We start from the raw sequence: 20,756 nt of genomic DNA on the forward strand, positions 1-20,756 counted from the left end.
CCGCCGCTTGCCACATTGCGGGCGGTCGATCCCCTGACCTATGGTCCGGCCGATGAACCCCAAACCGCCCGAATCCCATCTCGACTTGCCGTATCGGCCCTGCGTCGGGATCATGCTGATCGCCCCGTCGGGACTGGTCTTCGTCGGCCGTCGCCGTCAGGAGGCCGGGCCGGAACATGTGGATGGCGATCGCGCCTGGCAGATGCCCCAAGGCGGGATCGATGACGGCGAGGAGCCTCTGGCCGCCGCCCTCCGGGAACTGCACGAGGAGACCAACGTCTCGACGGAGTCGGTCGTACTCCTCGGGGAAACCTCGGACTGGCTCGCCTACGACCTGCCGCCGACGGTCCTGAAACAGGCCTGGAAGGGGCGCTATCGTGGGCAGATGCAGAAATGGTTCGCCTTCGGGCTCGTCGGGAACGAGGTCGAGATCGACGTTCTCTCGCCGGGCGGCGGCCTGCACAAATCGGAATTCGATGCCTGGCGCTGGGAGGCGATGGCCGGATTGGCGGATCTCATCGTGCCGTTCAAGCGGCCGGTCTACGAGGCCGTCGTCACGGAGTTCGCGGGCCTCGCCGGATGGAGGGAGCGGGCGCCGAGGTCTGCCATCGCGCGATGATGCGATTGTGGTGGATCCCCATCTCCCTGGTGCTTGCGTGGTTCCTGTACACGCTGACGCCGTTCTGGATGCTTTACGACCTGGCCAGGGCCGTCCAGACGCGGGACGTCGGCTACGTGGAGAGACACGTCAATTTCCGCACCTTGCGCCAGTCGATGATCCGGCAGGCCGCGGCCGCTGCCACACAAGCGCGGGGTGAGCCCGGCGCCGAAGTCGAGGTCCCGAAGGAACGGCAGCGGCTCGTCGAGGCCGCTGCGGCCCTCGCCGAGCCCCTGACCGAATCCCTCGTGACGGCGCAGTCGGTCATCGATCTCCTCGACGACGGCATACCGCAAACCCTCGATCTCGGTCCTTTCCCGCCGGATTCCGATAGTTCGACGGCCGAGCCGGGGGCACCTTCCGCCTATGGGCTGAAGATCGATACGCTGACGCGGCTGATCCCCTATTATCTCGCTTCCGACATGCGCGGGTTTCGGACCGTCGTCATCGCCGTACCTCCCGAAGCGCCGCGATCGCAGCAATTCCGCCTTCGCCTCCGCCTGCGCGGATGGTCGTGGCGGCTCGTGGAGATCGAGCTGACGAGCGACCTGAGGGCGCGCATCGCCAGCAAGGCGACCCGCTTGCGCAGCCGTTCAGACCAAGAGACCGCCCCCGCGGCCATCCCGACTCCCGCCGCGCGTTAGGGCATCGGCCTCGGATTTCCGCCGTTCGTCGCGAAGGCCTGTTCCAAGACGACGAACGGGGTGGCGGCGATAGGCTCGTTCAATGCACCGTGTCGGGCATCTGCCGGTTGGTGAAGCGCGCGTTGCCGAGGCCGGTGCCGATGGTGAGGACGCCCCAGCGCGCGACGCCGGTCATGTCCGACATGGCCGAAAGGCCCTGCACCACGGCGTCGTTGTGCATGAGCACCATCGTGTCGTGATCCCCGATCATGGGGATGGCCTCGACCAGTCTTTCCGCGAGGTTGAAGCGGCTGCTCTCCCAATTGCCCGGCAGGTTCTGGCCGCCACGTTCGATGGTTCCGTCGGCCGCGATCACGCCGGGGCACCCGACTCCGATGAAGGGCGCGAGTTTCAGTCGCGACCGCTCTGCCCGCGTGATCAGGTCGTTCAGCATGGTGATGAGGCGATCCACCGCCTCGTCCCGGCTCGGGGCCGGGTCTTCGTCCCGGTGACGCCAGAGTTCCGAGCGCCAAATTTCGGCGCGCGACAGGTCGGACGCTTTCTTGAGGTTCGTGGAGACCACCCCCGCCCTGATGTTGCTCCCGCCGATATCGACGGCGAGCAGGCTGTCGTAGCCCGAGAATATCCATGAGGGCGCGAGGTGGACGGCGCCGATCAGGCCGGCCTCGTCTGGATGATGGCGGATCGGCTCGAGAGTCAGGTTGAGCCCTCCGGCGCGGAGGATCACGCTGGCCCGGTCGATGGCGAGGCGTCCGGCGAGGCTGTCGCTGAAACCGCCTCCGACCACGATGCTCTGCGTGTCCCGCCAGCCCTTCTGCCGCAGGAAGCGGCGGACCACGGTGGCGAGTTCCTGCGCGAATTCCTCGATGGCACCGAAGACCACGCCGGCCGCCAGCGGTGGGCCTTCGATGAGATAGTCGTCGAGGCGCCGCTTGCTGAAATCGCGGCTGGCCTTGCTACCCAGCGGATCGGGGCCGAGCTTGCGCAGCTTCTCGCGCCAATCCTCGACGAGATCGCGGAAGGCGGCCTTCGAGACACGGTCGCCGACGAAGCCTTCGCCGTTCTTCAGTTCGATGTTGTAGTCGTCGAGGACGACCGAGGGCAGGTCGCTCGCCGCGTGGACCAAGCGCGATCCGCGCGTTGTCGTATCCGTGCCCATGCTTGGTCGACCCGTTCAGGAAAGAGGGAAGCGCCGGGAGGTGTGGCCCCGCCTCCGGAGATTAGCCGTGCTCGTTCTGCGTGACCGCCGATGCAATCGCTCCGTAGGCGGAGCGTTCCATCGGCTGGATGTCCTGTTCGCCAAGCCTTCTGCTGGCCAAGCGTTCCAGGTGACAGGGATTCCAGGCGACAAGCGTTCCACTCGTGCCGTGATTCACTCGGTGAGCGTCGCGCCGGTCGGGGCAGGCGATCACTTCGGCTTGGTGGCCGGAGCCTCGGCGGCCGGTGCCTTGGGCTGGCGAGCCTCCATCATGTCCTCGGCCTTTTCCTCGTCGGTATCGCCGCTCTGCTCGATCGCCTTTTCCGGGTTGGCGGCCAGCGTCTTGATGATCGCGACGAGGCGGTCGCATTCGGGCTCGTACTTGTAGGTTTCGAGGATGATGGCGGCATCCCGCAGGGTGCGCAGGTCGCGCACGGCCTGCTTGTTGGCGCTCTCGCGAAGCTCGGACTTGCCGGCGATGGCCTCTTCGAGCTTCGCCCCCTTCACGTCGCATGCGGCCTTGGCATTCCCCGTCGTGTAGGCGCTGAGCGACGTGCCCAAGAGGACGAGGGCGGTGGCGAGCAGGGTACGCATGGGGGATTTGGCTCCGGGAGGCGGGTAGGCGCGGTGATGCGCTCAGGCGTAGTGGGGAAAACGGCGCAGGAGGCCGTTGGCGAGGGCGATGAGTTGGCTCGGACGATAGGGCTTTGGCACGAAGATTGACTCCGTCACAGCGTCCGCCTGCGACAGGCTTCCGCGCCCGCCGGACGTGTAGATGACCGGCAGGCTCGGGCGCAGGCGGCGCGCCCTGCGCGCCAGGGTGAGGCCATTGGTGTTGCGGGCCAAATCGATATCGGTGAAGAGCAGGTCGACGCGCTCTCGCGCCAGGATGTCCTCGGCTTCCTCGGCATCCGCAGCGCTCAGGACGCGGTAGCCTTCGTCGGCGAGGGCTTCGACGGCCAGTTCGCACACCATGGCTTCATCCTCCACCACGAGGACGGTTTCGGCTCGGCGGAGGGAGCCGAAGTTCGGCAACGCAAGGGCAGCGCAGGCGACAGGGATCATGACGCAACTCCAACTCACCCGGGCCGGAATGAAAACCCCGACGCCGGATCGTCACACCAACGGGTGCCACGGCCCCGATGTTCGGACCCGTTCACTCGAATTGCGCGGACTTGGTAAGCAATGCCTTAACCCTGTTGGGCCGGTCTCGGTCGTCCCGGGACGAAACGGGGCGGATCGCATGCGCGCGCCGTCATGAGCCGGACCTGGCATCTCGGCTTCGGCCTCGTCCTCACGGCGCTCGCCGGCTACGTGGACGCCCTCGGATTCATCCGGCTCGGCGGCCTCTACACCTCGTTCATGAGCGGCAACACGACCCAGTTCGCCGTGGCGCTGGGGCACGACACGCCCCTCGTCGCGGTCCTTCCGGGCCTGCTCATCGCCGCCTTCCTCCTAGGCAGCCTGTGCGGCGGCGGCCTCTCGGCCCTGACGCCGCCGCGCTGGAGCACGCCCGTGCTGCTCGGATTCGAGACGATCCTCGTCTCGGGCGCCTATCTCACGGCGGTGGAGGATCCGAGCCCCGGCCATGCCTCGCTGCTCCTCGCCCTGGCGATGGGCGCGCAGAACGCGGTGCTGGCCCATGTCCAGGGGTTTCGCGCCGGCACCACCTTCGTCACCGGTGCCCTGTTCAGCACCGGCCAGAAGCTCGCCTCGGCCCTGGCTGGCCGAGGCCCCCGCTTCGGCTGGGTCGGCGACAGCCTGGTCTGGCTGTCGCTCCTGGTCGGCTCGCTCGCCGGAACGGTCGCCTACGGACGCTTCGCGTTGTATGCCCTCGCCATTCCCGCCGGCATCGCCGGCTGTCTCGCCCTGGTCGCGACGGTTCTGACGGTGCTGAGATCGGCACCGGACGCCGCGGCTGCGTCCTGAGAGGTTCTTAGCCGATGAGCGCCAGCGCTCCCTCCCTCCTCGACCACGTGGTGCCGGTGGAGGCCGGCGCCCACGTCTCCGGTGCCGTCTGGCTGAAGGAAACCCTGGCCCTTGCCCTCGGCGACGGTGCGGTCCTGCTCGTCGGCCCGGAGACGACGCGGCGGGTCGAGGCCCACCCGGACGCCGGCATCCTGGTGGCGTCGGGCGACGGGAAACGGATCGTGACGGGGGGCGACGACGGACGCATCGTGGCGACCGCGGCGAACGGAGACCCGACCGAGGTCGCCGCCACCAAGGGCGGCGCCTGGATCGACGCCCTGGCGCTCCATCCCGATGGAGGCCTCGCCTATTCCGCCGGCCGCAACGTCGTCGCCCGCGATGCCAAGGGCCGGGAGAAGATCTTCGCCGCCCCTTCGACGGCGCGCGGCCTCGCCTTCGCCCCCAAGGGCTACCGCCTCGCGGTGTCGCATTACAACGGCGCCACCCTCTGGTATCCGAATCTCGAGACCGCGCCCGATTTCGTGGAGTGGAAGGGCTCGCATATCGACGTGACGTGGTCGCCGGACGGGCGCTTCGTCGTGACGACGATGCAGGAGAACTCGCTCCACGGCTGGCGCCTTCAGCCCGACCGCGGCCACATGCGGATGTCGGGCTATCCGGCCAAGGTCCGCTCGGTGAGCTGGTCGGGCGACGGCAACTGGCTCGCCACCAGCGGCGCCGAGGCCGCCATCATCTGGCCCTTCGATTCGAAGGAGGGGCCCACCGGCAAGACGCCGCGCGAATGCGGAATCCGCCCGGCCCGGGTCTCGCGCGTCGCGTTCCATCCCAAGGCGCTGGTCCTCGCCATCGGCTACGAGGACGGCTGCATCCTGCTCGTGCGCTTCGTCGACGCCTCGGAACTCCTGGTCCGCCCCGCCACCAAGGGCGGCGCGATCTCGGCCCTGGCCTGGGACGGACGCGGCAGCCGCCTCGCCTTCGGTTGCGCCGACGGCATGGCCGGCATCCTGACGCTGCCGGGTTGAGGGCGGACGATGGTCTTTCTCGGGTTGGGGCGCCGCCGCGAACCGGCCGACGACACCGCGCGGCGACGGGTCGAGACGTGGGTCCGCGCCCTCGTCGAGCCGGATTGCGTGGTGAAGGTCAACGAGATCCTGTGCCCCGATCCCGCCTGTCCCGGCCTCGAGACGATCATCCTGGTCATGCGGCCCGGCCGGAAGACGCGGGCCGCGAAGGTGAGCCGGCCGTTGCTGGAGGTGACCGAGGCGGAGGTGGGAGAGGCCCTGGCCGATGCGCTCTGATCGCTCGGGAACCGCCCTGCGGCTCACCCTTTTGTCCCACGACGCCATGAGGAATGAATCGTGCTCCGTGTGATCCGCACCTTCGGCCTCGCCCTCGGCATCCTCGGCGGCATCGTCGCGGCGCAGGGACCCGAATTCGCCCAGCAATACGCCCAGCGGCTGGGAGGCACCCTCGACGAGCTTCGCCGCTCCCTCGCCGCCCTCGACGCGGACGCCGCCGCAAGCGGCACCAACCGGGAGGGCGCGGTTGACCGTCTCCGCAGCAACGGCGATTCCCTGGTGGCGCGGCGCGGAGAATCCGCACGAGCCGATATCGAGCGCCTGAAGCATCTCGATGCGCAGAAGCGGGCTCTGGCCGAGGCGGGGGGACCGATGGGTCGTTTTGCGGCGCTGCTGCGCGATCCAGACATGTCCCTCGCACGCGCCACCTACCAGGATTACGTCCCGGCCGTCCCGGCCACCGCCGACGGGATCATCGCCGGAATCCTCGGCTTCCTCGCGACCTGGGCGGGCTGGCGGGTCCTGACCGATATCGGCCGGCGGCTGGCTCCGAGCCGACGCCAGCCGAAACCGGTCTGAGCGCATCTGGCGGAGGAGGCACAGGTGTTGCACGACATCTACAGCCCACACCCGCGCGCTGCACTACGACTCGATTGGTAGCGCACGGACGGTCTCGTGGCGCCGTTTCACGGCTACAATCGCACCATGGCCCGCGCCTCCACGTCCCGACCATCCATCGACCCGGCTCTCGACGCGGCGGCCCTTCTGCGCCGTGTCGGCTTCTTCGGCCTGTTCGTCGTGCTTCCGGTCGCGGCTCAGGTGGCCCGCCGTGCCACCGTCATCCTCGCCCCCATCGCGATCGCGCTCATCGTCATCGCCAGTGCGATCGACGGGAAGCAACGACCGCTCAGGCCTGCCGCCACGCGTCTTGTGACGTCGACGGTGTTCCTCGCGGGCGGGCTGGTGATCGTCTGGTCGGCGCTTTCCCTCGTCTGGACGCCGTTTCTCGGCCCTGCGACCGAGCGCCTGCTGAACCTCGTCGCCACGATTCTGATGACGCTGGCCGCCTATTTCGCGCTGCCAGACCGGATGCGCTCGGCCAACCTCTATCTCTTGCCGCTCGGAATCATCGCCGCGTCCATCGTCTCGATCCTGTTCGGGTTGTTCGGCGATACGCTCCTGCGCAACGTCCCCGAGGACCAGAGTTCGGTCGATCGCGGGCTCACGCTTCTCGCCCTGCTGGTCTGGCCGTCCATCGCGTGGCTGCGTTCCCGCGGTCGCGATATGGAGGCGCTCGGTACCGCGATCCTGGTGGCGATCGCCCTCTCGATCTCGCCGAATGTGACCCAGATCCTGGCATTGGCTGCCGGTGCGGTGGTGTTTCTGTTCGCCACATATCGCCCCCTCGTCGCCGTCCGCGCCGTGGCGTTGGTCTGCGCCGGCCTGCTGGTCACAGCACCGTTCCTGCCCTTCCTCGCCCGGCCGATCGGCATCGTCGCCTTCGGCCCGACGGCCCCCGGCGTCCTCACGATCAAGGCGTGGCAGAAGGTCGTCACAACGGAGCCGTTCCGGCTCGTGACCGGGCACGGATTCGAGACCGCCCTGCGCGGCCGCTTCGTGAACCTGCTGCCCAACAATGCTCCGACGACGATGCTGTTCGAGCTTTGGTACGAACTCGGGATCGTCGGCGCCTTCGCGGCAGCCTTCGCCCTTCATGCGGCGATCCGACATAGCGGGCGCTCCGCCACCGCGACCGCTCCCGGCGCGATCGTTCCCGGAGCGATGGCCGCCTTCGCCAGCGCCTTCACGATCGCCTGTATCGGCGTCGGCCTGACGGTGATCTGGTGGATCACGACGCTCACCATCACGGTGCTGGTCTTCGTCGCCGTGGAGCGCGGCCAGTTCCGCACGCGGCGTCCGAAGGCCAGCCTCCTCAGGCCGCGGGCCGCGAGCCCGAAACCCGCGAACGACGATTGATCGCCTGGACAGGTCCTGCGACCGGAAATCAGTCGCCCGCCGACGCCTCGATGGCGGCCATATCATCGTCGGACAGGCCCATATGATGCCCGATCTCGTGGACGAGGACATGGGTGACGAGATGGCCGAGGGTCTCCTCGTACTCGGCCCAATAGTCGAGGAGCGGCCTGCGATAGAGCCAGACCCGGTTGTGCATCTGCCCGGTCACCGTCTCGCCGCTCTGCGCGAGGCCGACGCCTCGAAACAGGCCGAGGAGATCGAACCCGCTCTCGCATTCCATCTCCCGCAGCGTCGCGTCGTCGGGAAAATCCTCCACATGGATCGTCACTCCGTCGCAGAGGGCGAGGAACGCCGCCGGCAGGCGGGCGAGCGCGTCACGTGCCAGGATCTCCACGTCGTCCAGGGACGGCGCGCGGATGTCCGACCAATCCTGAACGGAATCGCTCATCCGACGACCGGAAGGACCCGCTCGCTGAGGAAGGCGGCGAGGTCGTTGGTGATATGGTCGATATGCGGTTCCTGCACCGCCTCCTGTTCGAACGCCTCACGGAACGGATCGATGGTGCGGGGAACGACCAGTACCGTCGCCATCCCGATTTCATGGGGCACGACGAGGTTGCGGGCGATGTCCTCGAACAGTGCCGAGCGACCCGGATCGACGTCGTGCCGAACCAAAAAGCGCTCGTAGGTGGAGCGTTCGGGCTTCGGGACGAAGTCTGCGGCGGCGATGTCGAACACGTCCTCGAAATGGTCGAGGATGCCGAGCTTGGCAGCCACGTTCTCGGCATGGCGCCGGGAACCGTTGGTGAGGATCAGCTTGCGGCCCGGCAGCTTCTCGATCGCATCGCCGAGCGCCGCATCGAGGCGGATCGAGGAGTGGTCGATGTCGTGGGCGAAGTCGAGGAAATGGTAGGGATCGACCTTCTCTTCCACCATCAGCGCTTTCAGCGTGGTGCCGTAACGATGGTAGAAATGCTTCTGCAGCGCACGCGCCGAGATGCCGTCCAGCCCGTAGAGCTGCATGACGAACAAGGTGATGCGCTCGTCGACCTGCGGCCAGACCCGAGCGTCGCTCGGATAGAGCGTATTGTCGAGGTCGAACACCCAGGTGTCGACGCTCGAGAAACCGCGGGAGCCCGCGCTGGTAAGATGGCTTTCGCCGGGAAGAAACAAGGCGGTTGAACGGGGTTCGAGGCGAAAGGAACGACGGGTGACCGGAGACAGTCGCCTACGGTTACGATGAAATTACGCCCTGTGAAAGGAAGCTCGGCCATTCCATCCACGTGGTCGCCCAGGCTGGGAATGCGAACCCGCCATGCGAAGATTCCGCGCGACGAGGTTGAATGAGCGGGCAGTCTTCATGAGACGGTAGGAATATCGCAACGGACCCCGTCCTATTCCTACGCGAAGGCTTTCGGCACGCTGTGTCATTCTCGACCTTCGTCAGGACGGATAGCCTCGGTTCGGTTCCCTGGATGGTGCGACGTGCAAGATCAGGCTCAGGACCAAAGACCTGAAATCTCACAGAGCCCTGACATCTCCCGGAGCCTCGAAATCCTTGAAGGCTCCGAAGCTGCATGTTCCGCCAAACGGGATTTCCTGAGCCTCATCGACAATGACCCGGAGCCCCATCTCGATGCGGTTTGCCGCACCGCGGCGGCCCTGTTCGGGGTTCCCATCGTTCTCGTTCCGCTCATCGATGCCGAATCCCTGCGGCTCAAAGCCAGGCTCGGGGTCGAGGGGCCGCCACCGAGTCGAGACGACGCCTTCTGCAAATACACCATCGCGGGCTCGCCCGACGAGCCGATGGTGGTCCGCGACCTCCTCGCCGATCCCCGGTTTTCCGGTAATCCGCTGGTGCAAGGAGGCCCCCGCGCCCGCTTCTACGCCGGCGTCCCGCTCGCCCTGCACCCTGGACACAATATCGGGACTCTGTGCCTGATCGATACCGTCCCGCGTCCCGATTTCACGGACGAGCAGGTCGGCCAGCTCCAGGATCTCGCTCTCATCGTGACTGCGCATCTGCGCCTCTACGAATCCAATGCGGAACGTGAGGCCGAATTGCGCGAGCGCCAGCGTGTGGCCCGCATCCTCGCAGGTCGCGAGGCCCATCTCACCGCAGCGCTGCAATCGCAGCGTATGGCCGAGGAGATCGCGGGCTTCGGACATTGGCGTATCGACGTCGTCGAGCGGCGCGTCGAATGGTCCGACGGGATGACACGGATCTATGGCCGCCGGCCCGCAGATATCGCCCGGGTCCCTCTCGACGAGCTTCTGGCATTCTATCATCCCCAGGATCGGGATCGCGTCCGCTGGCATCTCGACGATGCCGTTTCAGGATCGGGTGCCTTCACGCGGGACGATTACGAGCATCGCTCACGCATCATCCGTCCCGGCGGGGAATGCCGGACGGTCGCCGAGCGCGGAATCATCGAGCGCGACTCCGCCGGAGCCGTGTGCGCCATCACCGGCATCTGCCTCGACGTCACCGAACTGGCGCGCTCGGATCAGCACCTGCGCGAGACGACGGACCTGCTGCGCATCACCCTGGAGAGCATCGACGAAGGCCTCGTCATGGTCGATGCGCAAGACCGGATAAGGGTCCATAACGAGCGCCTGAACCTCCTCCTCGATCTGCCGCAAGGAATGCTCCACGACGGCGCTCTCTTCGAGGAGGTCCGCCGCTACCTCATCGAGCGTGACGGGGCGCTGCCGGAAACGCTCGACAGGCGCAGGCGTGATCGAGGCGAACCCGGTGCCGACGGCGAGCATCTCGAACGCGACGGAACCATCCTCGAAATCTTCGGCGTGCCGCTGGCCGACGGCAGCACCGTCTACACCTTCGCGGACGTGACAGCCCGAAAAGAGGCCGAACGGTCCTTGCGCGAGAGCGAGGCGTCCTACCGTCTCCTGGCGGATTTTCTTCCCCAGATGGTCTGGGTCACTGACGAACAGGACAACACGGTCTATCGCAACCGACATTACGACGATTACTATGGCCACTCCCTCGTCTCGCTCGACGAACGGCTGGCTTCCTATCATCCTGACGATCACACCCGCCTTCTCGGCACGATCTGCGAACGCTACGAGGCGCGGGAGGATTTCGACCTCGAAATCCGAATCCGCCGCACCGACGGCGTGTATCGCTGGCACAAACTCAGCAAGCGCCCGCTCCGCCTGCTCGACGGGCAGCCCGGATGGCTCACCACCGCCCTCGACATCGACGACATCATCACTGCCAGGATGGTGCTGGAACGCACCGGCGTCCTCCTTCGTCTCGCTCAGGACGCGGCGGAAGCCGGGGTGTGGGAATGGGAGATCCCCACCGGCCGTGTCTGGCAATCGGCGGAGAGCGCCCTGATGCAGGGTTTGCCCCTCGACGATGCGAAGAACCCGGCCGCAGGCGCCTCCATGACCCTCGATGAATGGGAACGGAATGTCCCCGCGGAAGACATCGTGAGAGTTCGGGCCGAAGCCGTTCGCGCCATCGAGACGCGCACGAACCACAGGGTGGAATTTCGCACCATCAACCCGAGGACCGGCGAATGCCGCTGGTTTCACGGCTTCGGCAGTGCCGTCCTCGACCCTGAGACAGGCGAAGTCTGCCGCTTCGTCGGCATGAACCTCGACATCACCGCCCGCAAGGAGACCGAGGAAGCCTTCAGGGCGAGCGACGCGCGTCTGCGCGTGAGCGAGGAGCGCCTGGCGCTCGCCCTCGACAGCGGAAGCGACGGCTTGTGGGATGCCGACCTTCGAACCGGTCGAGCCTGGTTCTCCGACCGGGCTCAGACCATGCTCGGCTATGCCCCAGGCGAGTTCGGACGCAACTTCAGAAAAGTCCAGTCACTGATCCACCCGGACGATCTGCCGGTCGGCCGGCATGCCCTGCGCGAGCATCTCCAGGGGCGAATATCCGCCTTCGAGGCCGAGATCCGGGTCCGCACCAAGGAAGGCCGCTATATCTGGCTCCTCGCTCGCGGCAAGGTCGTCACGCACGGGTCCGGTGGCGTCCCGATCCGCTTCGTCGGAACCTATATCGACATCACGGCACGAAAGGAGGCGGACCAGCGGATCGCCCATCTCGCCTGCCACGACGCCCTGACCGGACTGCCCAACAGGTCGGTCTTCCATGGGCGTCTCGAACAGATGCTCGGCTCGGAGCGGAACGGCAGGCACGCGACGGCGGTGCTCTGCCTCGATCTCGACCGGTTCAAGGCGATCAACGACACGCTCGGCCATCTGGCCGGCGATGCGCTCCTGCAGGTCGTCGCCGAGCGCCTCAGCGGCGTCGTGGGGCCGGATGACATCGTGTCTCGTCTCGGAGGCGACGAGTTCGGCATCATCCTCGGCAATCTCGACCGGATCGACGAGGCCGTGGCGATTGCGCGGAGGGCGATCGACGCCATCGCCCAGCCGATTAAGCTGAACGGGCATCTGGCCAATATCGGGATCAGCATCGGCATCGCCCATGCTCCGGTGGACGGGCTGGAGGCCGATCCTCTGCTGAGACATGCGGACCTCGCCCTGTACCGTGCGAAGGCCGCCGGCCGGAACACGGTACGCGTCTACGAAGCCAGCATGGATGCGGCGATCGAAGACCGCATCCAGCTCGAATTCGAGCTGCGCGAAGCCGTGCTGCGCCACGACCTGACCTTGCACTACCAACCCGTGGTCGACCTCGCGACCGATACCGTGAGCGGCTTCGAGGCGCTCATGCGCTGGTCGCATCCGACCCGCGGGATGATCCCGCCCTCGACCTTCATCGAGATCGCCGAGGAAACCGGGCTGATCGTCGATCTCGGCAAATGGGCCCTGCGGGAGGCCTGCCGCGAGGCCGCGTCCTGGCCTCAACCCGCGCGGATCGCGGTCAACGTCTCGGCGATGCAGTTTCGCGAGCCGGGCCTGGAGCAGAACGTGATCATGGCCCTGTCCGCATCGGGCCTCGCCGCCGACCGGCTCGAACTCGAGATCACCGAGAGCGTCCTGATCCAGGATACCGAGGCGGTGATCGGCTGCCTGCATCGCCTGCGCTATATCGGCGTCCGGATCGCCCTCGACGATTTCGGGACCGGTTATTCGTCCCTGAGCTATTTGCGGCAGTTCCCGTTCGACAAGATCAAGATCGACCGTTCCTTCATTCGCGAGATCGCCGATCCGGACACGGCCGCCATTGTGCGGTCCATCGTCGGACTCGGTGAGCGTCGCGGGACCACGATCACGGCGGAAGGCGTGGAGACGAGTGCTCAGCTCGATCTCGTGCGGGCGGAGGGCTGCAACGAAGTCCAGGGCTTCTACTTCAGCAGGCCCGTTCCGGCGCGGGACGTTCCGGACCTCTTCATCAGGCTGTCGCGCGCCGAGAAGGCCGCCTGATCCTCGCCCAGCCTCGCCTCAGGTGCCGAGCCGTTCGAGGTATCCCGGCGCGCAGCGCAGGCCGAGGGGCAGGGCCGACAGCGGGGGCGGTGTCCGGATGCATTCCTCGAGGAAGACCATCGTGTCCCCGATGATGGCTTCCGAGAAGGGCTTCGCGATCACCGCCGCCGCGCCGGCGAAATCGTCACTGAAGTGCCGGGCATTCGCGGTCAGGAACACGAGCGTCATCGCGGGCTCTTCGGCCAGAGCCTTGGCGACGTCGAGACCCGAGGAACCTCCCCGCAACTGCAGATCGATGAAGACGATGTCGGGTCGGGTCCGTCTGGCGACGGCGATGGCGTCACCGGCCGAGGCAGCCGTGCCCACGACCTGATGCCCTGCCTCTTCGATGAGGATCTCCAACTGCATCACGATCAGTGCTTCGTCCTCGACGATGACGATCCTGAGGGGCTCACTCACGGTGTCTCCCTGCTGCCCGGCCCGTCACGGGGCAGGCGTATGTCGATCCAGGTCCCAGGATTGGCCGGGTGCCAAGCGATACTGGCATTCAGCTGCCGCGCAAGGCTTTCGATCAGGCGCTTGCCGAATGTCCGGTTGCCGACGACTTCCCGCGGCATGCCGATGCCGCCGTCGATGATCGCGATCCGGATGTCGTCGCCGTCCGGCTTCACCGAGACCGACAGCCTCCCGCCGGCATCGTGCGGGAACGCGTGCTTGAGCGCGTTGGTCAGCAGCTCGTTCATGACGAGGGCGACCGGCGGTGCCTGCTCGACGGGGACTTCGACGGAGACGAGATCGAACTCCATCTCGATTCCAGTTCGCCCGGAGCCGCGCACCAGATCGATCGTGAGTTCCCGCGCGAAGGCGGCGACGTCGAACCGCTCGACGTCGTTGGATTGATAGAGGCGCTTGTGCACCGTGCCGAGAGCCTCGACGCGGGTCAGCATGGATTGCAGCGATGCCTTGGCATCGGGATCGGTGATGGTTCGCGTCTGCATGGTGAGCAGGGAGGCGATCATCTGAAGATTGTTCTTCACCCGGTGATCCACCTCGTGGACCAGCATGGTCTTCGCCGCCAGTGCCTCGGTCAGCTCCTTCGTCCGCTTCTCCACCTCTCGCTCGAAATGCTCCTTCTCGTTGCGCGTCCGCATATGCGCGTCGATCCGGTCGGTCACGTCGAGCTGCGAGGCGAAGTAGTACAGGTTCTCGCCCTCCTCGTTGATCACCGGGCTGACATAGAGGGCGTTCCAGAACGAGCTGCCGTCCTTCCGGTAGTTGAGGATGTCGATGGCGATGTCGCGCTTGGCCGCGATCGCCTCGCGGATCTGGCGCACGGCGTTGGGATCCGTCGCCTCACCCTGAAGGAAGCGGCAGTTCCGGTTCATGATCTCGGCGCGGTGATAGCCGGTCATGTTGAGGAAGGCGTCGTTGACGAAGACGATGGGGTTATCGGCCTGCCGCGGATCGGTGATGATCATAGCCATGCGCGTCGCACGGATGGCCGCGGCGAACGGATCGCCCCTGCCGTGCTCGGCACCCAGTCGGTCGGTGAGATGCCAGGCGTCGTCCGATTCCATCTTGCCTTCCTGCGTCGCCCGGCACGTCTCGAAGCCGGACCATGTATGGTAAAAGGCATGCAGGCCGCTCCGCCGTCGCAGGATTGCGCCGCTATCTACCCGTCATGACGGGCGATCGGTGGGTCTGAATGCCGATGTCGATTGATTTTCCGTGACATAGGAAGTTGTCGCCGTTCGACAAGCTTCGATGTGCCTCACTCCTTCGGAACCGGATCTTCGCCGAGGCGGGCGGATGCGCCGGAGCACGGTGGGGTGGGCGTTGCTCGCCGGTCACGGACCGCGCCGACGACAGGAACCCGACCGACCGGCAATTGCCCAGCAATGCCCGGAACGGTAGAATGGCCAAGCTCGTTATCGATCAGCTTGACCGCTCCGTGCGTCGGTCGCGATGCAGGTCGAACGCCAGGATCACGCCGCCATGTCGACATCTCGCCGGTTCGGATGGGTCAAGGGCGCTGCCGCCCTCCTGATGGCCGCACAACTGGCCGCCTGCGGATCGATTCCGCGCGTCGCCTACACCGCAGATCAGGCGGCGGCGGCGACGCCGGTCGGTATGGACCTGAGCGTGCGGGCCTATGCCGATGCCTCCGAAGGTACCTTCACCGAGATGGTGGCGAGGCCGGAACGGTCGAAGCAGACCTTCGCCTATCTGGCCCTGTCAGGCGGCGGCGGTGACGGAGCCTACGGCGCCGGCATTCTCAACGGCTGGACGGAATCCGGGAAGCGACCGGAATTCGCTCTCGTCTCCGGAGTGAGCACCGGCGCCCTGATCGCTCCCTTCGCCTTCCTGGGACCGGCTTACGATTCCTACCTCACCGATATCTACACGAGCGGCATCGCCTCGACCCTGGTTCAGTCGCCGAGCGTGACCAACATCGTGTTCGGGTCCGGCCTGTTCGGGGATGGCCGCCTGCGCGATCTCGTGCGCCGCTACGTGACGCCGGACCTGCTGGCGGCCATCGCCGAGCAGCATGCCAAGGGGCGTCGCCTGCTCGTGGTGACGACGAACCTCGATTCTCAGAGGGCCGTGATCTGGAACATGGGGGCCATCGCCGCCAATGGCGGCCCCAACGCCGTCTCGCTGTTCACGGATGTGCTGACGGCTTCCGCCAGCATTCCTGCCGTGTTCCCGCCCCAGTTTCTCGACGTGCAGGCGGAGGGCAGGGCCTTCCAGGAAATGCACGTCGACGGGTCCGTGGTGACGCCGGTCTTCACCCTTCCGCAATCCTTCCTGCTGCGGGACAGTCGCATGCGCGCGGCGGGCAAGGCCGACATCTACGTCATCATCAACGGGCGGCTCGAGCCGGAATTCGACCTGGCACAGAACAACACGCTCTCCATCGTCGAGCGCTCGTTCACCACCGCGAGCCGGGCGCGCAGCCGCGCGACGCTGGCCGCGACCTACGCCTTCACACGCGGAAACGGCATGGGCTTCAACCTGACCTACATCGATGAATCCGCGCCCAACACCACCGCGGCGCGCGGGTTCGATACGGGCTACATGCGCAAGCTCTACGAGAGCGGCCAGGAGACCGCACGGTCCGGCACGTTCTGGCGCAAGAACGTCCCCACGGCGCCTCTCGTGAAGGCGATCGCCGCGGGCGTCGAGCGGAACTGAGAGACGGGCACCATCCCCCGATGGGGTGGTGCCCTGCGCGGCTCGCTCTCGCGCTCGATGCTGCACTGCGATAGGGAGAGATCTCGATCCCCGTGTGGCCACCGGCCCGCATCTCCCCTGCGTTTGGCCGCTGACCCATGATCCAGATCGAAGACCTCACCTTCAATGCCTGGGGCCGGCGCTTCTTCGACCGCGCCAGCGTGGCCGTGCCGCCCGGATCGAAGGTCGGTCTGGTCGGCCGCAACGGGGTCGGGAAGTCGACCCTGTTCAAGATCATCCTCGGTGAGTTTCAGCCCGATAGCGGGGTGATCCTCCTGCCGAAGACCGCCCGCGTGGCATCCGTCGATCAGGAGCACCCGGCGACACCGGTGAGCCTGATCGATACGATCCTCGCCGCGGATCTCGAACGCGAGGCGCTCAACCTCGAACTCGAAACCGCCGAGCCCGAGCGCATGGGCGAGATCTACGGCCGGCTGATCGAGATCGACGCCGACCGGGCGCCGGCGCGGGCCGGCGAGATCCTCGCCGGTCTCGGTTTCTCGGTCGAGGATCTGGGCCGGCCGATGTCGGAATTCTCGGGCGGCTGGCGCATGCGGGTGGCCTTGGCCGCCGCGCTCTTCGCCGAGCCCGATATGCTGCTGCTCGACGAGCCCACCAACTATCTCGATCTCGAAGGCGCGCTCTGGCTGGAGGCGCGGCTCAAGCGCTATCCGCACTCGGCGCTGATCATCAGCCACGACCGCGAACTCCTGAACAATTCGGTCGATGCGATCCTGCACGTCGCCAACGGCAAGCTCGAACTCTACACCGGCGGCTACGACGATTTCGAGAAGCGCCGTGCCGAGAAAGCGCGGCTCCAGGCCTCCACCAAGATGAAGCAGGATGCGGAGCGTGCGCATCTGCAGAGCTTCGTCGATCGCTTCAAGGCCTCCGCCTCGAAGGCGGCCCAGGCCCAGTCGCGCATGAAGCGTCTCGCCAAGATGGAGCCCATCGCCACCACCATCGAGGAGCATGTGGCGCCGTTCCACCTGCCTTCACCGAAGCGCCCCCTGGCGCCGCCCCTGATGCATCTCACCGATGCCACCATCGGCTACGGCAGCGACGAACCGGTGCTGCGCGACCTCAACCTGACCCTCGACGTCGACGACCGGATCGGTCTGCTCGGCGTGAACGGCGCGGGAAAATCGACCTTCGCCAAGATGGCGGCCGGCGCGCTGACGGTGCGGGACGGGAGGATGGTGCGCGAGGGCAGGGTGCAGGTCGGCTGGTTCCACCAGCACCAGATCGAGGCCCTCGACCCGAAGGACACGCCGCTCGCCATCATCCGCCGCGAGCGGCCGGACGACAGCGAATCCGGACGTCGCGCCAAGCTCGCGAGCTTCGGTCTCGCCTTCGACAAGCAGGAAACCACGGTGGATGCGCTGTCCGGCGGCGAGCGGGCCCGCCTCCTGCTCAACCTCGTGGCAATGCAGGCGCCGCACCTGCTCATCCTCGACGAGCCGACGAACCACCTCGACATCGACAGCCGGCGGGCACTTCTCGACGCGCTGAACGATTACGGCGGCGCCGTCATCCTCATCACCCACGACCGCTCGCTGATGGAGCTGGTGGCCGACCGGCTCTGGCTCGCCGCCGACAGGACCGTGAAGCCCTTCGCGGGCGACATGGACGACTACGCCCGCTTCGTCCTCGATCGGTCGAAGACCGGCAAGACGGCACCGGGGCAGGGCCGGGAGAAGAAGGGCAAGCGCAAGGCGGCTTGAGGATGAGACGATACGCGTCGGGATAGGGCCCGACGCGTATCGTCTTCACGCCCGAGCGAACCCGCGGCCACTCCTCTCCCCCATGCCTAACCAGTGATCGACATCTGACAGATGGAACCCATGCCCCGGGGGCCGTTCCCGGCCCAACTCGGTCATTCAGACGATGAGGCAGGATGCCCATGAACGGACGGAGCGGACACCTCACGCTGTGCTGTCTCGCGCCGGGCAAAGCGCGTCCGGAACTCGCCAGGGCTGATTCCAATGCGTTTGCGGAAGTGGTGCCGTAACGTGTCGGCCCCGCCCAGCCCGACGGCGGCAGCGATTTCATCGATGTCCAGGCGGCCTGCGGTGAGAAGGCGCTTGGCCTCTTCAATCCGCTCGGCGGCAAGCCACTCGCCCGGCGGTGACCCCGTCGCCTCTGTGAAGCGTCTGACGAACGTACGCAGGCTCATGCGGCACTCCTCGGCCATGCGCGTCAGCGGCCACGACGCGCCCAGTGCGGCCCGCATCTGGTCGAGCAAGGGCGAGACCTCGCTGTTCCGCCGCACCGGCACAGGGCGCTCCAGGAACTGAGCCTGTCCGCCCGTGCGGTGGGCGGGCATCACGAGGCGGCGCGCCACCGAGTTCGCAGCCTCCGGCCCATAGTCCTGACGCACGATCTCAATCAGGAGGTCGAGCCCTGCTGCACTTCCGGCAGAGGTGAGGACGCGCCCGTGGGATTGATAGAGCGAGGCATGGTCGACCGCGACCTCGGGATGGCGCTCCTGCAGGGCCTGAGCGTAGCGCCAGTGCGTCGTAGCCGATCCGCCATCGAGGAGCCCCGTCGCGGCAAGCACGAACGCGCCAGAGCAAATGGAAGCGAGCCGCGCCCCGCGCTCATGGGCCGTTCGCAACCGGCGGCAGAGATCCTCGGGAACCGGCTCGTCTGCGCCCTTCCAGCCGGGCACCACGATGATGTCGGCGTGGTCGATCAGTTCGATGCCGTGGTCCGGCGTGAGCGTGAAGCCTCCGTGCGCGCGCAACGGACCGTCCTCGATTGCGCAACTGGCGAAGCGATACCAAGCCCTACCCATCTCGGGTCGGGGGAGACCGAACACTTCGGCCACGATCCCGAACTCGAAGGTACAGAGGCCATCGTAGAGAAGCGCGACGGCAAGAGGTCCAGTCGTGTTTGGCACGATTTTCACGATGTCTGGCGTTTCAGCCAATTGCAAGCCGAACTTCACGAGGGTGACATGGCATGGTCGAACGAGGGAGATTCCCATGCCTACCGCAGTCACCGCAGTGCCACCCGCCCCGAGCGCCCTCGCCTGCGAGCGCTTCGCCGCTGAGTTCGCCTTCGAGACCGACTGCTGGGACGTGCATGACGCTCTGGACCGTGGGGCGGACTTCGTGCTGCTCGACGTGCGCGGCCCCGCCCTCTTCGCCGCAGGTCATGTTCCGGGTGCGATCAACCTGCCACACGGAAAGATCGTGCGTTCCAAGCTCCAACAATGGCCCGAGCACACGGTGTTCGTCACCTACTGCGCCGGGCCGCACTGCAACGGTGCTGCCAGGGGGGCGCTGCGGCTTGCGGAACTCGGGCGGCCCGTCAAAATCATGGCAGGCGGCATCACCGGCTGGCTCGACGAAGGCTTCGAATTGGCGCGGACCGGAGCAGCGGCGTGAGCACGCGCGTCCGGAAAGCGATGGTGCCCGATGCGACAGCGCTCCTCAATTTGGTTCAGGCGCATGCCGCATTCGAGCGGGGCGTGGCTCCCCTGTCGCTCGACGACCTCGAGACGATCCTTTCGGCGGACAACCCACCGACGCATCTGCTCGTGGCCGAGGCGCATACCGCACTTGTCGGCTACGCTGCGGTCACACTCGATTTCTCGCTATGGCAAGGGTGTCCCTATGGCCACCTCGACTGCCTGTTTGTCGTGGCTCGAGCGCGTGGTCGGGGCATCGGCCGGCAACTCTTCAACGCGGCAGTACGACTCGTGCAGGCGGAAGACGTCGACCGGCTCGAATGGCAGACGCCGGTCTGGAACAGCGATGCCATCCGTTTCTATCTCCGGATCGGGGCAATCGGCGTCACGAAAGAGCGGTTCGCGATACCGATCCGGTGATCGCGACCGCTTCCTCGGGAAAAAGCCGGAAGGCGGACCGCCCCAAATCCATCCTTCTCGGATGTTTCAGGATAGGTGCCAAATGTCAGATCCCCGCCACTGGATTCACGCATCTGATCGACGGCAGTTCCCGCTTTCGAAGCGGGTTCGACATGAGGCGCGACGGGCCTCCTCTCCTTCCAGGAGAGGGGACTCGCGTTGCCCGCGAGATTTATGATTATCGTCGCCTTGCATCTCGGGAGAGAACCGAACCGACAGTGATCGGGCGATTCCGGAATAGGCTTCTTCGGAATTGTCCCTTGCCGGCGGCTGCCGCCTCGCCGCTTAGACGACGGGGTCGTCGCTTCCCTCTCCCCGCGTGCGGAGAGAGGGATGATGGCCGAGCTTACTTCCGAAGGATCTTCGTCACGAGGCGACCGATGGGGTTGCTCGAATCGTAGTTGCGGTCGTCGCGGACGACGGGGCGGTTCTCGTTGCCGAGGATCTTGGTGACGAGGCGTCCGATCAGGCTCATGGCTGTCTTCCTTAAAACCGGTTATGCGCCGCAATACGGCGCAGCTTGATGGTCAACACGCCGGGCGCACTTCCCGTTCCGGACGAAACCGACATGACC

21 protein-coding genes and 1 pseudogene are annotated in these 20,756 nt (G+C 66.4%); 13 read left to right on the plus strand and 9 right to left on the minus strand.

Features of this window, described 5'->3' with window-relative positions:
- Positions 1-40: 40 nt before the first annotated feature.
- Both ACFQ4G_RS01165 and ACFQ4G_RS01170 read left to right on the plus strand, forming a co-directional pair.
- The gene (locus ACFQ4G_RS01165; RefSeq protein ID WP_238206916.1) at positions 41-619 is read left to right on the plus strand and encodes an RNA pyrophosphohydrolase; all 579 of its coding nucleotides are present in this window, start codon (positions 41-43) and stop codon (positions 617-619) included.
- Entirely contained in the window at positions 619-1,302 is a 684-nt protein-coding gene (locus ACFQ4G_RS01170) for a DUF2939 domain-containing protein (protein WP_238207054.1), read from the plus strand. Before ACFQ4G_RS01165 ends, ACFQ4G_RS01170 begins: the two co-directional genes overlap by 1 nt.
- 79 nt (positions 1,303-1,381) lie before the next feature.
- On the opposite strand, the gene ACFQ4G_RS01175 is transcribed toward ACFQ4G_RS01170, so the two are convergent.
- From ACFQ4G_RS01175 to ACFQ4G_RS01185, 3 genes are all read right to left on the minus strand, one after another.
- Complete coding sequence (locus ACFQ4G_RS01175) at positions 1,382-2,461, minus strand: ROK family protein (RefSeq protein WP_238206914.1); 1,080 nt, start codon at positions 2,459-2,461, stop codon at positions 1,382-1,384.
- A 249-nt stretch (positions 2,462-2,710) separates the two neighbouring features.
- Positions 2,711-3,094: a photosystem reaction center subunit H gene (locus ACFQ4G_RS01180; RefSeq protein ID WP_238206912.1), complete on the minus strand. Its 384-nt coding sequence runs from the start codon at positions 3,092-3,094 to the stop codon at positions 2,711-2,713.
- 42 nt (positions 3,095-3,136) lie between these two features.
- On the minus strand, positions 3,137-3,565 hold the full coding sequence (locus ACFQ4G_RS01185) for a response regulator (RefSeq protein ID WP_238206910.1): 429 nt from the start codon (positions 3,563-3,565) through the stop codon (positions 3,137-3,139).
- A 192-nt stretch (positions 3,566-3,757) separates the two neighbouring features.
- Here ACFQ4G_RS01185 and ACFQ4G_RS01190 point away from each other — a divergent pair, with 192 nt between their 5' ends.
- From ACFQ4G_RS01190 to ACFQ4G_RS01210, 5 genes are all read left to right on the plus strand, one after another.
- Positions 3,758-4,429, plus strand: a complete 672-nt coding sequence (locus tag ACFQ4G_RS01190) for a YoaK family protein (protein ID WP_238206908.1) — start codon at positions 3,758-3,760, stop codon at positions 4,427-4,429.
- Between the two features lie 14 nt (positions 4,430-4,443).
- Positions 4,444-5,451: a WD40 repeat domain-containing protein gene (locus tag ACFQ4G_RS01195; RefSeq protein ID WP_238206905.1), complete on the plus strand. Its 1,008-nt coding sequence runs from the start codon at positions 4,444-4,446 to the stop codon at positions 5,449-5,451.
- A gap of 9 nt (positions 5,452-5,460) precedes the next feature.
- Entirely contained in the window at positions 5,461-5,727 is a 267-nt protein-coding gene (locus ACFQ4G_RS01200) for a hypothetical protein (RefSeq protein ID WP_238206903.1), read from the plus strand.
- Positions 5,728-5,787: 60 nt separating this feature from the next.
- Positions 5,788-6,306, plus strand: a complete 519-nt coding sequence (locus tag ACFQ4G_RS01205) for a DUF2937 family protein (protein WP_238206900.1) — start codon at positions 5,788-5,790, stop codon at positions 6,304-6,306.
- 126 nt (positions 6,307-6,432) lie between these two features.
- A complete protein-coding gene (locus tag ACFQ4G_RS01210; protein WP_238207053.1) occupies positions 6,433-7,704 on the plus strand; it encodes a peptide ABC transporter permease in 1,272 nt (423 codons plus the stop codon).
- A gap of 28 nt (positions 7,705-7,732) precedes the next feature.
- Here ACFQ4G_RS01210 and ACFQ4G_RS01215 read toward each other — a convergent pair whose 3' ends face one another.
- Positions 7,733-8,152: a metallopeptidase family protein gene (locus ACFQ4G_RS01215; protein WP_238206898.1), complete on the minus strand. Its 420-nt coding sequence runs from the start codon at positions 8,150-8,152 to the stop codon at positions 7,733-7,735.
- Entirely contained in the window at positions 8,149-8,877 is a 729-nt protein-coding gene (locus ACFQ4G_RS01220) for a pyrimidine 5'-nucleotidase (RefSeq protein ID WP_238206896.1), read from the minus strand. The genes ACFQ4G_RS01215 and ACFQ4G_RS01220 overlap by 4 nt, the downstream gene beginning before the upstream one ends.
- A 312-nt stretch (positions 8,878-9,189) precedes the next feature.
- Here ACFQ4G_RS01220 and ACFQ4G_RS01225 point away from each other — a divergent pair.
- Positions 9,190-9,657 (plus strand): annotated as a pseudogene (locus ACFQ4G_RS01225) (GAF domain-containing protein); the annotation flags it as partial.
- Positions 9,658-9,714: 57 nt separating this feature from the next.
- Complete coding sequence (locus ACFQ4G_RS01230; RefSeq protein ID WP_238206891.1) at positions 9,715-13,074, plus strand: EAL domain-containing protein; 3,360 nt, start codon at positions 9,715-9,717, stop codon at positions 13,072-13,074.
- Between the two features lie 18 nt (positions 13,075-13,092).
- Here the strand turns inward: ACFQ4G_RS01230 and ACFQ4G_RS01235 are convergent, their stop codons facing one another.
- On the minus strand, positions 13,093-13,533 hold the full coding sequence (locus ACFQ4G_RS01235; protein WP_238206889.1) for a response regulator: 441 nt from the start codon (positions 13,531-13,533) through the stop codon (positions 13,093-13,095).
- Positions 13,530-14,651, minus strand: coding sequence for a histidine kinase dimerization/phosphoacceptor domain -containing protein (locus ACFQ4G_RS01240; RefSeq protein ID WP_238206887.1), 1,122 nt, complete (start codon positions 14,649-14,651; stop codon positions 13,530-13,532). The genes ACFQ4G_RS01235 and ACFQ4G_RS01240 overlap by 4 nt, the downstream gene beginning before the upstream one ends.
- Positions 14,652-15,069: 418 nt before the next feature.
- Here ACFQ4G_RS01240 and ACFQ4G_RS01245 point away from each other — a divergent pair, with 418 nt between their 5' ends.
- Entirely contained in the window at positions 15,070-16,269 is a 1,200-nt protein-coding gene (locus ACFQ4G_RS01245) for a patatin-like phospholipase family protein (RefSeq protein ID WP_238206885.1), read from the plus strand.
- Positions 16,270-16,406: 137 nt separating this feature from the next.
- The gene (locus ACFQ4G_RS01250) at positions 16,407-18,032 is read left to right on the plus strand and encodes an ABC-F family ATP-binding cassette domain-containing protein (protein WP_238206883.1); all 1,626 of its coding nucleotides are present in this window, start codon (positions 16,407-16,409) and stop codon (positions 18,030-18,032) included.
- 152 nt (positions 18,033-18,184) lie between these two features.
- Here the strand turns inward: ACFQ4G_RS01250 and ftrA are convergent, their stop codons facing one another.
- A complete protein-coding gene (gene ftrA / locus ACFQ4G_RS01255; RefSeq protein WP_379039545.1) occupies positions 18,185-19,210 on the minus strand; it encodes a transcriptional regulator FtrA in 1,026 nt (341 codons plus the stop codon).
- A gap of 85 nt (positions 19,211-19,295) precedes the next feature.
- On the opposite strand from ftrA, the gene ACFQ4G_RS01260 reads away from it, so the two are divergent.
- Both ACFQ4G_RS01260 and ACFQ4G_RS01265 read left to right on the plus strand, forming a co-directional pair.
- Positions 19,296-19,700 (plus strand): rhodanese-like domain-containing protein, encoded by a 405-nt coding sequence (locus ACFQ4G_RS01260; protein ID WP_238206879.1) that lies wholly within the window; start codon positions 19,296-19,298, stop codon positions 19,698-19,700.
- Positions 19,697-20,143, plus strand: coding sequence for a GNAT family N-acetyltransferase (locus ACFQ4G_RS01265; RefSeq protein ID WP_238206877.1), 447 nt, complete (start codon positions 19,697-19,699; stop codon positions 20,141-20,143). Before ACFQ4G_RS01260 ends, ACFQ4G_RS01265 begins: the two co-directional genes overlap by 4 nt.
- 385 nt (positions 20,144-20,528) lie before the next feature.
- Here the strand turns inward: ACFQ4G_RS01265 and ACFQ4G_RS01270 are convergent, their stop codons facing one another.
- Entirely contained in the window at positions 20,529-20,657 is a 129-nt protein-coding gene (locus tag ACFQ4G_RS01270; protein WP_056254243.1) for a hypothetical protein, read from the minus strand.
- Positions 20,658-20,756: the final 99 nt, after the last annotated feature.

It is taken from the genome of Methylobacterium marchantiae, from assembly GCF_042679825.1.
Lineage (GTDB): Bacteria > Pseudomonadota > Alphaproteobacteria > Rhizobiales > Beijerinckiaceae > Methylobacterium > Methylobacterium marchantiae.

Coding starts and splice junctions, on each gene's coding strand:
- ACFQ4G_RS01165 (WP_238206916.1), top strand. CDS start 41: ATGGTCCGGCCGATGAACCCCAAACCGCCCGAATCCCATCTCGACTTG.
- ACFQ4G_RS01170 (WP_238207054.1), top strand. CDS start 619: ATGCGATTGTGGTGGATCCCCATCTCCCTGGTGCTTGCGTGGTTCCTG.
- ACFQ4G_RS01175 (WP_238206914.1), bottom strand. CDS start 2,461: ATGGGCACGGATACGACAACGCGCGGATCGCGCTTGGTCCACGCGGCG.
- ACFQ4G_RS01180 (WP_238206912.1), bottom strand. CDS start 3,094: ATGCGTACCCTGCTCGCCACCGCCCTCGTCCTCTTGGGCACGTCGCTC.
- ACFQ4G_RS01185 (WP_238206910.1), bottom strand. CDS start 3,565: ATGATCCCTGTCGCCTGCGCTGCCCTTGCGTTGCCGAACTTCGGCTCC.
- ACFQ4G_RS01190 (WP_238206908.1), top strand. CDS start 3,758: ATGAGCCGGACCTGGCATCTCGGCTTCGGCCTCGTCCTCACGGCGCTC.
- ACFQ4G_RS01195 (WP_238206905.1), top strand. CDS start 4,444: ATGAGCGCCAGCGCTCCCTCCCTCCTCGACCACGTGGTGCCGGTGGAG.
- ACFQ4G_RS01200 (WP_238206903.1), top strand. CDS start 5,461: ATGGTCTTTCTCGGGTTGGGGCGCCGCCGCGAACCGGCCGACGACACC.
- ACFQ4G_RS01210 (WP_238207053.1), top strand. CDS start 6,433: ATGGCCCGCGCCTCCACGTCCCGACCATCCATCGACCCGGCTCTCGAC.
- ACFQ4G_RS01215 (WP_238206898.1), bottom strand. CDS start 8,152: ATGAGCGATTCCGTTCAGGATTGGTCGGACATCCGCGCGCCGTCCCTG.
- ACFQ4G_RS01240 (WP_238206887.1), bottom strand. CDS start 14,651: ATGGAATCGGACGACGCCTGGCATCTCACCGACCGACTGGGTGCCGAG.
- ACFQ4G_RS01245 (WP_238206885.1), top strand. CDS start 15,070: ATGTCGACATCTCGCCGGTTCGGATGGGTCAAGGGCGCTGCCGCCCTC.
- ACFQ4G_RS01250 (WP_238206883.1), top strand. CDS start 16,407: ATGATCCAGATCGAAGACCTCACCTTCAATGCCTGGGGCCGGCGCTTC.
- ACFQ4G_RS01260 (WP_238206879.1), top strand. CDS start 19,296: ATGCCTACCGCAGTCACCGCAGTGCCACCCGCCCCGAGCGCCCTCGCC.
- ACFQ4G_RS01270 (WP_056254243.1), bottom strand. CDS start 20,657: ATGAGCCTGATCGGACGCCTCGTCACCAAGATCCTCGGCAACGAGAAC.